Annotated in this window: 13 protein-coding genes; 1 reads left to right on the top strand and 12 read right to left on the bottom strand. The window is 30.6% G+C overall.

Features of this window, described 5'->3' with window-relative positions:
* Window positions 1-19 precede the first annotated feature (19 nt).
* The 8 genes from BMY79_RS01720 to BMY79_RS01685 form a co-directional block, all read right to left on the bottom strand.
* Window positions 20-652 carry a hypothetical protein gene (locus tag BMY79_RS01720; RefSeq protein WP_027421786.1) on the bottom strand — a complete coding sequence of 211 codons (633 nt, stop codon included), beginning with the start codon at window positions 650-652 and terminating at the stop codon, window positions 20-22.
* Complete coding sequence (locus tag BMY79_RS01715; RefSeq protein WP_027421787.1) at window positions 652-1344, bottom strand: polyphosphate polymerase domain-containing protein; 693 nt, start codon at window positions 1342-1344, stop codon at window positions 652-654. The genes BMY79_RS01720 and BMY79_RS01715 overlap by 1 nt, the downstream gene beginning before the upstream one ends.
* A 12-nt stretch (window positions 1345-1356) precedes the next feature.
* On the bottom strand, window positions 1357-2523 hold the full coding sequence (locus BMY79_RS01710) for an alginate O-acetyltransferase AlgX-related protein (RefSeq protein WP_029067400.1): 1167 nt from the start codon (window positions 2521-2523) through the stop codon (window positions 1357-1359).
* A 159-nt stretch (window positions 2524-2682) separates the two neighbouring features.
* Window positions 2683-4128 carry an MBOAT family O-acyltransferase gene (locus tag BMY79_RS01705; protein WP_074730341.1) on the bottom strand — a complete coding sequence of 482 codons (1446 nt, stop codon included), beginning with the start codon at window positions 4126-4128 and terminating at the stop codon, window positions 2683-2685.
* Between the two features lie 24 nt (window positions 4129-4152).
* On the bottom strand, window positions 4153-5793 hold the full coding sequence (locus tag BMY79_RS01700; RefSeq protein ID WP_022747776.1) for a CotH kinase family protein: 1641 nt from the start codon (window positions 5791-5793) through the stop codon (window positions 4153-4155).
* 523 nt (window positions 5794-6316) lie between these two features.
* Window positions 6317-7420, bottom strand: coding sequence for a glycoside hydrolase family 5 protein (locus BMY79_RS01695; protein ID WP_022747775.1), 1104 nt, complete (start codon window positions 7418-7420; stop codon window positions 6317-6319).
* 822 nt (window positions 7421-8242) lie between these two features.
* A complete protein-coding gene (locus tag BMY79_RS01690; protein WP_074730340.1) occupies window positions 8243-8608 on the bottom strand; it encodes a hypothetical protein in 366 nt (121 codons plus the stop codon).
* Window positions 8596-8862, bottom strand: coding sequence for a hypothetical protein (locus BMY79_RS01685; RefSeq protein WP_074730339.1), 267 nt, complete (start codon window positions 8860-8862; stop codon window positions 8596-8598). Before BMY79_RS01685 ends, BMY79_RS01690 begins: the two co-directional genes overlap by 13 nt.
* A 116-nt stretch (window positions 8863-8978) precedes the next feature.
* Here BMY79_RS01685 and BMY79_RS01680 point away from each other — a divergent pair, with 116 nt between their 5' ends.
* Window positions 8979-10031, top strand: coding sequence for a tyrosine-type recombinase/integrase (locus tag BMY79_RS01680; RefSeq protein WP_242941476.1), 1053 nt, complete (start codon window positions 8979-8981; stop codon window positions 10029-10031).
* A 262-nt stretch (window positions 10032-10293) separates the two neighbouring features.
* Here BMY79_RS01680 and BMY79_RS01675 read toward each other — a convergent pair whose 3' ends face one another.
* The 4 genes from BMY79_RS01675 to BMY79_RS01660 form a co-directional block, all read right to left on the bottom strand.
* The gene (locus tag BMY79_RS01675; RefSeq protein WP_022747769.1) at window positions 10294-11304 is read right to left on the bottom strand and encodes a GGGtGRT protein; all 1011 of its coding nucleotides are present in this window, start codon (window positions 11302-11304) and stop codon (window positions 10294-10296) included.
* Window positions 11305-11323: 19 nt separating this feature from the next.
* Window positions 11324-12016, bottom strand: coding sequence for an iron-sulfur cluster assembly scaffold protein (locus tag BMY79_RS01670; RefSeq protein WP_022747768.1), 693 nt, complete (start codon window positions 12014-12016; stop codon window positions 11324-11326).
* Between the two features lie 136 nt (window positions 12017-12152).
* Window positions 12153-12827, bottom strand: coding sequence for an LbetaH domain-containing protein (locus BMY79_RS01665; protein ID WP_022747766.1), 675 nt, complete (start codon window positions 12825-12827; stop codon window positions 12153-12155).
* An 80-nt stretch (window positions 12828-12907) separates the two neighbouring features.
* Window positions 12908-16465, bottom strand: a complete 3558-nt coding sequence (locus tag BMY79_RS01660) for a type IA DNA topoisomerase (protein WP_074730338.1) — start codon at window positions 16463-16465, stop codon at window positions 12908-12910.
* Window positions 16466-16476 lie beyond the last annotated feature (11 nt).

Raw genomic sequence — 16476 nt, 5'->3', positions numbered from 1 at the left:
ATACTTTTGACAATTTATATTAAATTGCCATATCATCCTCTTGATAAATACAATTGACCTCTTGAACTTCTCCGCTTTCATATAAATCCTTTTTCATTAGCATCGCTTTTTCAAAAGGATTTTCGATTTTGGGATTTAATTCATAAATAAGTTCCATTCCTGCTCCCTTAGCTGAATTGTTATATCTCATTTTTAAACTATTACCAAACTTTTGTGAAATCCTATCAATTACATTGTTTTCCATTTCAGATTTTCCTCTTACAACTAGGAGTACTCTGTTATAATTTTTCAATGAACCAGTAATATACATCAAAAAGATAATAAAGACACTTCCTAGTCCTAGCGAATAATATTGATGAGATACTATCGAAAAGCTAGATGCAACAAGCCATACAATATATAATATATCTCTATGATCTTTTAAAGGACTTCTAAAACGATTTATTGTTACCGAACCAATAACAGCTAAACCTCCAATATAAAAATTCAAAAAAAGCAACATAGTAATCAACATACTGTAAATAACAAATGAACGTTCCATTGATGAAGAATCTACAGCTCTTGAATGCGTAAATTTATATACTTTTCCAAGAAAAATTCCAAAAAAACCTGAAACTACCATTGCAAGTATTATTTCTTCATAATCTTTCATTACTCACTGCCTCCTGAAAATTTTCTTGCTAAAACATATTTACTAACAGAAGTTTCTAATTTATCTGATACATTAAGTGCAAGCTTAATATACGATGGTAAAAATCTATTATATTTAACTTCTAAAACTCCTTTATCGTCAGGCATAACCTTGTAAAAATCTAACTTATCAGAGAAAAAATCAAAGTTCGCTTCGTTTGATCTTACTCCTGTATCAATAGTAATACGTATATTATTTTCTGGAGCTCTCATTGCAATTCTATCGTATTCAATTACACATTTTGGTCTGTATAATTCACTACTCATGATTACATAAAATTCCATTGCAATACTTTCTGTATATTTTAAAAGTACTGAATAATTGCCCTTAATTAATTCAATAGCATCTTCTTTTAAAATCGTTAGAGATCTTTTACGTTGCATTGTACCACTTTTTGCCTTAAGCTCTAACTTAGCTTTTTTTGCATCTGTATGATATATTCTTAATCTAATTTTTTTTCGTTCGCTAAGTCCTGCTGCTTTTTCGTTCAAATCTCTATCTGTATAAGAATCAAAATACAAGGATCTAACTAAATAGCTATTAAAACCATTGAAAGAATCACCTAAAAGTACTTTTGATAATTTACTCTTGACTAATAACAATTCGCTACTAGTCATATCATATTTCTTTTCTTCTCTTAATACATCTAACATTTATAATCTCCCTTATTTCTTTTCAGATTGTGCCTTGCTTTTAGCTTTATCTCCTATCTTGGGATGATCATTCTTGTAAAAATCAAAAAATTCTGGAACAAGATTTACTGTCTCATAAGAAATAAAGACATAATCATATTTGTTCTCCTTTAAAATTTTTTTAATATAACCATCCGTCGCATATTTGCCCCAAACACAATCAATTTTACTGCATAAAGGAATTGTATCAACAATTAATGGTGATGCAGCAGGATCTCTAAGCCATAAAATCTTTAATCCCTTAGGGTTATCGTTGTTAATTATTGTCTGTGTTTTTTTTATGCCGCTCATATAATATCCAACTACGTTAGAATCATACACAGATGAATAATTTAATTTTGACTCATCTAAAACGGTATCTTTATAGTCACCTGTTTTACCCTCGAACGTGATATTACCCTTGAATTTCGGAGCTATTGTTTCAAAATCCTCAAGACCACCTTTTATCATTGATTTACCAGCTCTTCTCGCATATGATCCTAAAAATTTATTATTGTAATATTTTACTTCGTAATTTTTAATGTTTCGATAATAACCACTTTTATCTAAATTAGCATTCTCTTCTTCGTTTAAATAATTAACTAAATCTTTAAATGCCAAAAAAGATGCTGTAGCCGACCAATATTCATCTGTTTTATAAAACATTTTATTATAATCAATTTTAGACTTTTTAAGTGTTTCTCTAAAATCAACATAATCTATGCCATAACGTCTATTCCAAAGCAATAATTCATCTAATTGCTTATTATAATCATTATATGGAATTCCCTTATAACCCTTTGTCCAAGCTTCATTGTATTTATTAGGTATTCCCATAAACACAACTTTGCCACCATTATCATAAATATCTTTTTTCAAAGTCAAAATCTGTTGTGCGAATCGTCTATAATTATAACTATCCACATTCACCCAAAAATTGACTGGATGATAATATCCTTTTTTATCTAACGCGTATGAAAAATTATCTATTTCTTTTTTTCCAAGAGAATAGTTCAACTTTGCATAACTTTCATACATTGTATTTCTTTTATATAGAGATTTATTTACATTTTTTTCTACATTTTTTAGTTGAACCGCCTCACATAATTCTAGATGTTTAAGTCTATTTAATGTTGGCTTAGCTGTAAAAAATGAAAACACACAAATCCCACTAAAAAAAACTATACAGAAGATAATTTTTTCAATATTTCTTATATTATCTACTTTTTTCACTTTTGTATTAAACCTTTCTTTTATTTTTTACAAATTACATATATTAATAAGCCAGAAAAATCGAATTACTCTATCAATAACACATAACTAAAGTCCTAATTTTAAAATAACAAATGTATCAACGTTTCCTCTTACTAATATACAAATTGCCAATACCATACCTGCACAAACTGCAGAAAAACTTATAATTTTATATAACGAAATAGCAAATACATTTTCACTACTTGATATTTTATTTTTTATATAAGGAATAGTAGGTATTGCAAAAATAATTGAAGGTATCACAAGCATATAATATTCTCTTAAAACCATAAGAGGTATATTGCTCATAAACGGATTTTTATTTGCTAAAAACATATTTTCAAAATATTCTTTTGCCGTAAATAAACTATCCGCCCTTAATATAACGCTACTCAATAAAATTACTATACACACATATAGTCTTTTAATTATTGAAGATAATTTCCATTTTTCAAAATCAATAACTTTTTCAACAATTATCAAAAATGCATTCAACATTGCCCATACTATAAGAGTCAATGAAACATTATGCCATACACCAATTAATAAGCAAACTATAACAATATTACGAATAATAACATCTGCATTTTTTGGTTTAGATCCACATAATGGTAAAAAAACGTAATCTTTAAACCATTGAACCATAGTCATATGACACTTTCTCCAAAACTCATTGATTGATTTTGCTGCTAATGGATAGTCAAAGTTTTCATGACATTCAAATCCAAAAATCTTACTTAAACCAATTGCCATATCAGAATATGCAGAAAAATCAAAATAAATTTGAAAAACAAAAAACACTGCACCAATCCAAGCCATCATACCTGATACGCTATATAAGCCACTACCTGTTTGAGTCAACTTGTATGTATTGTCTACAATGCTAGCATATCCATTTGCAATCACAACCTTTTTTATAAATCCAATAGCAAATCTCCATATTCCTTCTGTAATGTTTGAAACATTTATTTTTCGTTCTCTTATAAACTGTTCAGTGTCTTTATATTTCATAATTGGTCCTGCAAGAACTTGTGGAAAGAAAAACATATACAGTCCACAATCTATTGGATTACTTAATACTGTTGCATCATCCCTATATATATCAACTAAATATGAGATACCACGCAAAACGAAAAAAGAAATACTAACTGCATTAAAACAATCAAACTCTCTTCCTTTTGCATACTGCATTATATCGTTCTTTTCTAAAAACAGATATAAATATTTAACAACAAACAATACTAATGCATTACATATAATGCCAACTATCAAAATCTTTTTTGTATTTTTATCTTTTTGTTTACCACCATCAATTAACAAACCTAAAAAATAGTTAATTGCCAATGATACCCCAAAAACTACCACATTCATTAATTTACCTGTAGTGTAAAACATCAAACTGGCAATAAATAACCATGTGTTTTGCAATTTTTTTGAAAAGCTAAGACACAAATAAATCAATAATGTTATAGGCAAAAAATACAAGATAAACGTAAAATCAAAAAAACGCATTTTGTACCACCTTAAATTTAAATCTTATACAAACATATCTTTTCTACGAATTAGTACAACTCCAGTAAAAAATACGATTACTATAGCAACAACTTTATATGAACCCGCATTAATACTCATATCAATTGTATCTTTTTCAAAGCCTTCTATGCCTTTTCCCATATATTTTTCTTTCATATAGAAATAGTCTTTTAATCTTTGAACTTCTTCTGGCCAGTTGTGCCTATGTCTATCTACATAATATCCTTGAGAATCTAGTTTTTTCTTCATTCTACTATTCTTACCATATACAGACTTCCATCTGCTCCAATCACGTTTACCGGCATTGCCAATAAATTGATATACACCATCAATATAATTGTCTAAGCTCTTAGCCGAAAAAATGCTCGATTTCATCACAGCATATCTGTCTTCTAAATGGTTAACATACTTTTGTGATTTAATTAAACGATCAAACCATGGATGATTTTGGAAAGCTATATTTTCAGGATTATTTAATTCATGCGGATAATTATCCATCGCACCATCATAATCCCATAATGGTCCCATTTTTAATTTTCCACTCTTTTCCTTATGCAAATATGTCGAATTATTACCAGCATCGTAATTTCCAAATAATTCATTGAATAAGAAGTAATCTACAAAAGATTGTTCATCTAAATAATTATCCCACGTTGAAAATTCATTTTTATCATCTGAATATACAACTCTATCAATTTTATCAATATCATTTTGTATATAATTTAATGCTTTTTTTGTTATCTTTTTCTTTTTAGGATACATAACAGTAAGACGACCATATGTTAATCTCTTTTGATTACCATATGTATCAAGCTGTAAATCGTTCTTATTAATTCTGTCTCGACCTAACAAATAACTAACAACTTTGTCCTTTTTAGGCTTAAATTTCGTTATATCAACCCTGTCTTTTGACTGTTTTATCTTCTCCATCATCAAATATAACCCTTGATATTTGTAATCTTCGCCATCTTTAAAAATAACTTCGCAATATTTACAATCTGGTGTAAATGGAAACATAGAACTTCCAAGATTATATGACATATAATTTCTTATTAATGACATATCTATCATCGAAATGTTTAAAATCCATTCATTATCAGCACCCATATCTAGACAATTTACGTTTTTTTTATTGCCTTTTTCATCAAGCATCTTTATACCAAATTGCTTTTTTTTATACTTAATTGATGAATTTCCTCTATATTTTATTTTCATATTTGAAATTTCTGTCGGAGTATCTCCTAAACAATTATGGTAATTTTTGTTATCAATTATAGAAATATTACCCTTTACATAAGGATCTTGTTTTTTTTCTGTGATTATAACATCCTCATTACCATTTTTATCAACCACCTTTTTGAAATCTTTAGTTACCGGAATTGTTTTTTTGCCAATATCAATGACAATTAAAGGTAGATGGCTCTCAAAATTCTTATCTACTTTAAAATCCTTCGCAATTGTTGTTGGTCCAATATTCGGATTAGCTCCACCCTTCATAGCCTCAATATGCTGCTGTTTACGAGTCACTTGAAGTTCATCACCTTCTTTGACTGGAGTAATATAATTCTCAACACTCTTTGACAAGAACATACCAATAAGAATCGTGCATATTAATACTAAACATAAATTCTTTTTTAACTTCATAATGTCCCCTTAATTTTTTAGTATATATATAAAAAAATCGACATACCATACGTCCTAAGACCTGTTATCGTCGATGAAAAATATTATTACGCTATTTATAGCGTACTGTATAAAATTGTAAAAATATTCCCATACTACAACTTGCTAATATCCCATTTATAAAATTGTGTAGTCGGTAACATCCTACACAACATGCAAAATTATATCACAATTTTCACATAAATCTATATCTTTAAAATAATTTCCATATTTTATACAAAAAACGCACCTATGCATAGCTGTTTTATGTTTATAATTACAAGACATATTTTGATTTCGTGTCGGAAATTTTTTCCTAAATATTATCCTTGTAATTAATTATTCAAAAGCAGCTATTACATAAGTGCTTTATTTAAAGTATTTTCTTATCTTTTCAGGAATTTTTTAAAAAAAATTAATTGCCAATTTTGTCATTGCTTTTTGTTATCTTTGCAATCGTTTCCATTTTTGGTAACTCATACATGCTATTTTTTAATATTTATAATCATTTATACGATTCTACTAAAGTATTCACGATTTCTTTATACAAAATCTCTGTTGTATTTCTATCGAATAAAGCATATTCGTTACCACTATCCCACCAAAACAACGCAACATTATTTTCTTTTGCTTTTTCAATATAATGTTTTGTAAGTTCAACACGTTTTGTTTCCGATTCCACATCTTTTACCGCAAATTCATCCATTATAAAAGGAACATTATATTTTCTTCCATATTTTCCTAAACGTTCCATCACAGCCGTAATAGCATTCTTATCTTTCTTATAACAATGAACAGAAACAATAAGGTGATTTTTTTGAGTATCATCATAATTAAAATTTAAAATTTGACGAATTTCCTCTTCATCTGAGCTAGCAGCATATGTTGGTAAAACCAAAAATCTTTTTTTATTTTTACCTCCTGTCGCGCGCACTGTTTTAATAAACTCGTTATGCAACTTAGCAGTCACTTTAAAATTATGTTTATAACTCCAACTCCAGTTTTTATCTCTATCCATAATCTCATTTGTAGATTCAAAAAGTAATTTATTATCAGCATTTTTAAAGTATTTTGCTATTTGTTTCCATAAATTAACAAAATTTTTTTTATCTTCTTCGTACGTAGATTCATCTGAATAAATCCAACGATATTTTTCGCTCAAACCAGTATCATGATGAATATTTATAATTACATACATTTTTTCTTCTAGTGCATAATCCACTACTTCTTTTACTCTAGCCAACCATCTTGCATCAATCTTATTATTCGAATCTATATGATTATAATATGAAACCGGAATTCTAATTGATGTAAAACCACTCGCCTTCACAGAATGAATCAATTCTTTTGTAACTTTGGGATTTTTCCATAATGTTTCGGTATCTAGATAATATCCTCGACTCTTTGAAATAACATCTAAACTATTTCCTAAATTCCATCCTATTTTTAACTTTTTAACAAGTTTTGTGGCTTCTGTTTCAGTAGATGTTGTTGTCGATTTGTCAGCAATAATGCTATCAGTTTTTCTTGCAATAATAAGTCCATATAACACTGCACATAAAACCAAAAAACAAAGAATTCTTTTTCGAAATTTAATTAACGTTTTCATAAATTAAATCCTCCTATAAAAATGTTGTTAAAATATGTTGTTAGTATTTTCAATAACTCTAATCAGCACTTCCATATTCAAATTCTTCCATCTTATTACCTTCAATACGTGTCCATAAAAAATATATCCCCAAAAAATCTAGTACAACATTATTCCTTGTGTTTATTATACCTTATATTTTGTTGAATTACCAACACAATTACAATAATTGCCCCTTCTTCTTTTTTCTTTTGCAATAATCTTTCTACCATAGGCTATAATCCAACGCATTCTAATGTTGTATTAACTTTTGCATAAGGAACCAATTTTGTTAATGCATTGTATTTCTGATATCTTGGGGGTATTCACTGCAAGTTGACAACAGTTGTATTGCTTGTGTCATCATCTCCAGTAGGCTTGTTAGCTAGTGCATTGTATTTTTCTTTAAGCTTTGAATATCTGTTAACAGATTGATATCCAATATATCACTAGCCTTACATTTGTTTAAAAGAGAATTTCAAAAAAATAAGACCAATATCTACTGATATCAGCCTTATAAGGAAGAAATAGGAAAAGTCTCACCACTCTAGTCACTTAGAAAAACTAGAAAGTGAGGGAAAATGAGTAAAAAAACAATGTTCCTAGCAAAAATATTTATCTATTAATAATTAAAGAGGTGACTATTCAACATTTAATATGGCAACATCATGGATTAAAACTTGAAAAAAACAATCAAAAACCACTAGCAGTCACTAGTGGCAGAAGTATTATTTTCTAGGAGTCATTATTCTTTTACACAATATATTTTATCATCTTGGGGTTATTCACTGCAAGTGGGAATCTTTAATCTTCCCAATAGCTTGGGTCTTCTTGATCTGCTTCACTAATCAATCCACCAAACACATACTTCTTCATGAATTCTCGTAATGTTACCACGTCTCCCTCATAACTGAAAGTAAAATCAGGTAAGCAGTCCGGCTCATCTATGTATGGCTCTAAATTTGAATAATCAACAATTTCTAACCATGATGGGGGGAGAGGATGATTAGTTGTCATTTCATAATTCACATCATATTCTTGTTGATGCTTATGATCATAACTTTCCCACCCCATTCCTGAAACGTTTGGAAAATCAATTGTAATAGAATCTTCACTTGTCTCTAAGTCATCATATCCAAAATATACTTCTTTCCTTGTTATTTCTTCCATATAAATCTTCCGCCTTCTTTTAACTTTTTAATTTTATCCTTTTTCATATGATATGCAGTTATTATATCATTTCTTGCAAAAATGCACAATCGTTCACTAGTCTTTTGGGGGTTTAGATAATCGGTGAAGTAACACCTTGATATAGCACCATTTATATCCTTTGTAGAATAAATTTCCTTAGGGTTCTCTATTCCATCTATTACCTCATCTATATACTTTTCACTTAAACCAGTCTTCGCAAAATGCTTTGCCAAATGTACATATCTATCTTGCCTATTGTAGATTGTTTTCCCTAATGGGTCTTTAACACCCTTTGCAAATTCTTTATCGAAATAATCTTTCCACTGTTCAACCTGTTATGAAGTGACCTTTGTCAAGTGTAAATTGCAAAGAACAAGTTTGTAATATGATGGTATTGTCTGCTTATATTCAACCTTATCTGTTTCGTAACTGTAACAACAAAGTTCTTCAAAAACGGTATTATTTAGGTTCATATCCTAATAGATCAGAAGCATTGCGTGCCTTGTCTGATTATAATTTAATTCCAAAACAATCAATTCAAAACAACAACACGCTTACTTTTACAGACGTATATAATAAATGGTCCGCTGAGCATTTTAAAAACATAGTTCCTTCAGCATGCCGAACATGGAAATCAGCTTACAACCATAGTAAGCCTCTTCATAACATGCTAATAAAAGATATAAGAGTGGCTGATTTAGAACACACAATACAATCCGCAGATATTGGATCAGCAACAAAAGGTAGAATGAAATCATTATATAATCTCATGTACAGATATGCATTAAAATATGATATAGTAGATAAAAATTATGCTGAGTTATGCAATTCAGTTAAGACTGGTGAAAGAATTATAACTAGAATTCCTTTCAGTGTTGAAGAAATCAAACAGCTTTGGGATGCCAAAAACTCTTTGCCTTTTGTAGATATGATATTAATTGGAATATATACTGGGTTTAGGCCACAAGAATTAGCAACCTTGAAGGCAGACAACATACATATAAATGAGCGATATATTATAGGCGGTAATAAAACAACTGCGGGGAAAAATAGAATTGTACCAATTCACCACAGCATACTCCCTATCGTAAGAGAATCTCTTGATAAATCTAAAGAAATCAATTCACATACACTATTCTTTGACACATCAAGCCAAACAGGGCCAACAATGAATTATGACAAATATAAACATAGGTTTGATAAAATTATGAACTCTTTAGAAATGAAACACCGACCACACGACACAAGGCATACTTTCATTACTCTTGCAAAACATTATAAGATAGATGAATATGTTCTAAAAAGAATCGTTGGCCACGCAATAACAGATGTGACTGAAAGCACTTATACACACCGCAACATTTCAGATTTGATAAATGAAATAGAAAAAATCAAATTCTAAGCAGAAACAACTAAGTATATTTTTTATCACTTGATATTTTTTCTTAATTTAATGTAATTGTAAGTTACCTGCTTGTTACTTGCCTGCTACCTGCTTGTTACTTGCCTGCTACCTGCTTGTTGTTTGCCTGCTACTTACTTTTTATAATCTAATGATTACAAAAAAAGACACCATGCACGGCATATACCATACATGGTGTCTCGTGCACTAAAAACCTACTTAACTTTCAGTGCAATATATTTTAAAGAATATTTTTAACTAATTAGAATTTACCTTCTTTAGCAGCTTCTTCGATAGAAACAGCTACAGCAACTGTCATACCAACCATTGGGTTGTTACCAGCACCGATAAGACCCATCATCTCAACGTGAGCAGGAACTGATGAAGAACCAGCAAACTGAGCATCTGAGTGCATACGTCCTAATGTATCTGTCATACCATATGAAGCAGGACCTGCAGCCATGTTATCTGGATGAAGTGTACGTCCTGTACCACCACCTGAAGCTACAGAGAAGTATTTTTTACCTTCTTCGATACATTCTTTTTTATATGTACCAGCTACTGGATGCTGGAAACGTGTTGGGTTAGTAGAGTTACCTGTGATAGAAACTCCAACTTTTTCGTGATGCATGATTGCAACACCTTCTTGAACATCATCAGCACCATAACATTTAACTGATGCACGAAGTCCTTTAGAATATGGTGTTTCAGAAACGATGTTAAGTTTAGCAGCTTTGTAATCATATTTTGTTTCAACAAATGTAAATCCGTTGATACGAGAAATGATTTGTGCAGCATCTTTTCCAAGACCATTTAAGATAACGCGAAGAGGAGTTTTACGAACTTTGTTAGCTTTCTCTGCGATACCAATAGCACCTTCAGCAGCAGCGAATGATTCGTGACCTGCTAAGAATGCAAAACATTCTGTTTCTTCTTCAAGAAGCATTTTTCCAAGGTTACCATGTCCAAGACCTACCTTACGGTGATCAGCAACAGAACCTGGAATGCAGAAAGACTGAAGTCCTTCTCCGATAGCTGCAGCAGCTTCAGAAGCTACACGACAACCTTTTTTGATTGCGATTGCAGCACCTACTGTGTATGCCCATTTAGCGTTTTCAAAACAGATACCCTGGATACCTTCTACCATGTGATATACATCAAGACCTGCATCCTTTGTAATCTTTTCTGCTTCTTGGATATCTTTAATACCATATTTATTTAAAGCGGCAGTAATTTGGTTAATTCTTGCCTCGTAATTTTCGAATAATGCCATTATACTTCTCTCCTTTCTATTACTCTACTCGTGGGTCGATAAATTTAACTGCATCGTCAATACGACCATATTGACCTTTAGCTTTTTCCCAAGCAGTGTTAGGATCATCACCTTTTTTGATGAAGTCTGTCATTTTTCCAAGAGAAACGTATTTATAACCAATTACTTCGTTATTTTCATCGATTGCTAAATCTGTTACATATCCTTCTGTCATTTCAAGGTAACGAACACCTTTTTCTCTTGTTCCGTACATTGTACCAACCTGAGAACGTAATCCTTTACCTAAATCTTCAAGTCCAGCACCTACTGCAAGACCGTCATCAGAGAATGCACTCTGTGTACGACCGTAAACGATCTGTAAGAATAATTCTCTCATAGCTGTATTGATAGCATCACAAACAAGGTCTGTGTTTAATGCTTCAAGAATTGTTTTTCCTTGAAGGATTTCAGCTGCCATAGCTGCTGAGTGAGTCATACCTGAACAACCAATTGTTTCAACTAATGCTTCCTCAATAATACCTTTTTTAACATTTAATGTTAATTTACATGCACCCTGCTGTGGAGCACACCAGCCCACACCATGTGTGAAACCTGAAATATCTTCAATTTTTTTTGAGTGAACCCATTTGCCCTCTTCTGGGATAGGAGCTGGTTCATGTTTTGCGCCCTTAGCTATAGGACACATGTTTTGTACTTCCTTAGTGTAAATCATTTTAAGACTCCTTTCGCTTAAAAAATTTGTATAATGTTAAATGTAAAAACATTGTTACCAATTTAACACACGCTTTTTATTTTCTCATAAAATCATCAATTAGTCTAGTCTTTTTCATAATTTTTTTGAAAAAATTTTATCTTTTTTTAATAACGTGTTCTTTATCTTTAAAAATTGAATTGCTTGGAATAACTCCCCTTACACTTGAAGTTGGATAAACACTGCAATTTTTTCCTAACACTGTTCCTGGATTTAATACAGAATTACATCCTACTTCAACAAAATCTCCAAGCATTGCTCCAAATTTCTTTAATCCAGTCTCAATTTCTTCTTTTGTATCATATGAATCCTTAACAACAACAAGTGTTTTATCTGATTTTACATTCGAAGTAATTGAGCCTGCTCCCATATGTGATTTATAACCTAAAATAGAATCGCCAACATAATTATAATGTGGAACTTGAACATTGTTAAAAATAACTACATTCTTTAATTCTGTAGAATTACCGATTACGGAATTTTTTCCAACAATTGCATTTCCTCTAATGAATGCACAATGACGCACTTCAGCATCCTCATCAATTATTAAAGGTCCATTAAGAAATGCTGTAGGTGCAACAGTTGCTGATTTAGCAACCCAAATATTTTCGCCTCTTTTTTCAAATTTATCTGGATCTAATTTATTACCTAATTGAATAATATATTCACTAATCAAAGGTAAAACTTCCCATGGATAATTCTTTCCCTCAAATAAATCTTTGGCAATAGTTTGGTCTAAACTATATAAATTTGATATCTTTGCATTTTCCATCTTTTCTTCCTTCTTTCTAATTCAAAGTTAATCTTAATATAAAACTATTAAAATTTTATTAACACAACTAATATATTATATTACTTTGAATTTGAAATATCAATCGGATTTTGTTCCAATTCTTCATAAAACAAACTAGTATCCTGTTCTTGCGAATTATCCTTAGGAATGTTAAAGTCAAAAACAATCTCCTGTTTTTCTTTATCATATACTAAATATGAACTAAAATAACTACCTGTTTTAGATTTAAAATTAGAAATAACATCATTTGTTCTACCTTCTGTAAACAACTGTACAAATTGTTCATCTGTTAACGCTACACTTGCAATTGTATGCCATATTTTAAAACCACACTCACATTCTAAACGCCATTGTGTTTTTAAAAGTTTTTTATGACATTGTGGGCACTCCACACTTGTTTCAACCGGCTTTGGTTTTTCCGGAAAATCAAATTCAACTTTACCATCTTTATTAATTCTTAACGGAGCATCAAATTTCATTCCGGTTCTAGCAACAAAGCCTTCTATTATTCCTGTTTTTTTGTTATTTATCAGCTCCTTTGCCTGCGCAGGATTAAGCATAACACTTGCAATTTTACCAATAAAAAACTTACAACTTTCTTCATCATCCTTTTTGTAATTTGAACAGCCATATCCAAATGGTGTGATAAAAATATCTCCTCCGCATATTGGACAAGACACACCTTTTAGTTTTGGTGGTTCAATATCATCAAAACTAAATTTTAAACCAACAACTTTTCCTGTAGATTCATCCTTGTTTAAAACAATTCTTGCATCAAATTTCTTTCCATTTTTTGATTTAAAACCTCGTATTGTATCTGTTCTTCCTTCTGAAAGTAAATGCTTAACATTAGTTGTTGAAATAATTTTACCTGCTATTTCTCCAATGTTAAAACGGCACGAATTTGGATCATCCTTTTTATAATTTGAACAACCATATCCAAATGAGGTCTTTATAATCTGGCCTCCACAATTTGGACAAACCGCTCCTTTTATTTCTTCTGGCTTTATGTCATCAAAATCAAATTCTATAGCATAATCCACAGTACCACCACTTATATCGGACGAATGCTCAACAAGTTTTAAAACAGCATCAAATTTTTTTCCTGATTTTGATTTAAAGCCACGGATAATATCCGTTTTTTTATCTGTTAATAGATTTTTCAATTGGCTAACGGATAAAGTTTTACCTGCTATTTCTCCAATATTAAAACGGCATGAATTTGGATCATCCTTTTTATAATTTGAACAGCCATATCCAAATGAAGTCTTTATAATCTGGCCTCCACAATTTGGACATTTAACGTCTTCTATTATTTCCGGTTTAACATCATCAAAATTAAATTCAACATGTTCTTTTCCATTTTCATCAACATAAAAAGATAAACAAGCGTCAAATTTTTTTCCTGACTTTGACTTAAATCCACGGATTGTTTTTGTCTTTCCTTCAGTCAACAATTCCTTAAATTCTTCTTCTTTTAAAACAATTCCTGCAATTTCACCAATACTAAAATTGCATCCCGTTTTATCAGCTTTATATTTTGAGCACCCTATTCCAAACGGTGTCGTTACAACTTCACCGCCACAAATTGGGCATTTTATTCCAATTTTTTTACGTGCTCCTGCACCTTTTCCGTTTTGACCTGCAAAATCTGAAATTTTCTCAACGACATTTGTTCTTATGTCTTGATCTATCATTTTTTGTGTTTCTTTTCTGATAAAATCTTCTAATTTATCACGATACACTTCAAACGAAACGCTTCCATTAATTATTCCTTCAAGTCCTTTTTCCCACGATGCACTCATCTTAGGTGAAAGTAACGCTGGAACAGTCAAATTGACCAATTCAAAAATCATTTCTCCAAAATTAGAAGGAGTTAAAATCTGATTTTTACTACAATTAAGATAACTTATTTTTATTAGTTTATCTATAATATTTGCTCTTGTAGCCGAGGTTCCGATTCCAGTTCCTTTAATTTGTTCTCGCAATTCATCATCTTCAATTAACTGTCCTGCATTTTCCATAGCAAGAATCATAGAACCAGTGGTGTATCTCTTAGGAGGTGAAGTCTTTCCTTCTTTAATTTCAAATAAAGTACTATCTAACTTGTCTCCTTTTTTTAATGTTTTCAAAAAGGCAGATAATTCTTTAACATCAATTTCATTATTATCATCATTATCCTTTTTTTTGCCACTTGGAACACCTGTTATTTCAAAAAAGCCTTTTTTTGTTAAAACTTTAGTCGATGTAAAGAACTTTTCATTTCCAACATCTATTGTCATTTTGATATTCTCGTATTCTGCTGGTTCATAGAAAATACTCAAAAATCTTCTAACAATCATATCATACACTTGTTTTTGAATACCTGTTAAAGAATTCAATTCTGTTATTTGCCCTGTTGGAATAATAGCGTAGTGATCCGTTACTTTAGAATCGTCTGTATACTGCGTTTTAGCAATATTTGCATATTTTCGTTCTGCCAAAATACAATCAACAAATTTCGCTGTTGGTTCATATTTTTTTAATTTTGATATATTTTTAGAAATTTCTTTTGCTATCGCCGTCGTTAATACTCTTGCATCTGTTCTAGGATATGTTGTTAATTTTTTTTCATATAACGCCTGAACAATTTGCAATGTCTGATCTGGACTAATTTTAAATCTTTTTGTACAATCTGCTTGTAATTCTGCTAAATTGTATAACAATGGAGCTCTTTTCTTACTTTTTCCTATGTCTATATTTTCAACAGTTGGAAACTTATCTTGACAATATTCAATGAGTTTCAATGCATCTTCTCTTTTTTTAAAGCCATTTTCTTTATACAATACAGGTGATTCAAAATATTTTGTTCCTTCTACAGATTTCCATTCTCCATAAAATTTTAATTCGTTATCATTTTTCTTGAAATTTCCCACAATTCTATAAAAAGGAGTTTCTCTGAAATTTCTAATTTCTCTTTCTCGAATAACTACCATTCCTAAAACACAAGTCATTACACGTCCAACTGCAATTGCCTTATATTTTTGGTTTCCTGCTGCGTCATTTATTAATTTTCCATACTTTACAGACATTACTCTTGAAAAATTTATCCCCATAGAATAATCCTCAATAGTTCGCATAATTCCAGATTTTCCAAGATTCTTATATTCTGACATAGGCTTAGCCTCTTCTAAACCACGCCTTATTTCATCTTCTGTCTGAGAATCTATCCAAACTCTTAATTCTTGCATTCCCTCACGAACGCCACCATAATTTCGAATGTTTTCTTCAATCGTCTGTCCTTCTTTTCCTGAATCCCCAGCCCAATAGACACGATCTATATCTTCTCTAAACAACATACTATGGACAATATTATATTGTTTTTTTACATCTTTAATTACTTCATATTTGTATTCTTCCGGTAAAAAAGGGAGGTCTTCTAACCTCCACGTTTTATATCTTTCATCATAGGCTTCTGGGTAGGACATCTGCACTAGATGTCCTACACACCAAGTTATAACATATTTATCATTTTCTAAATATCCATCTTTTCTACTAGATTGAAAATTAAAATGAAGTACTTTTGCAAAATCCTGTGCAACCGATGGTTTTTCAGTTATAATCAATGACTTACCCATTTTGCTCCTAT

It is taken from the genome of Lachnobacterium bovis, assembly GCF_900111325.1.
GTDB classification, from domain to species: Bacteria; Bacillota; Clostridia; order Lachnospirales; family Lachnospiraceae; genus Roseburia; species Roseburia bovis_A.
Note: the sequence above shows the minus strand (reverse complement) of the source record. Positions and strands in the feature narration are given on the sequence as shown.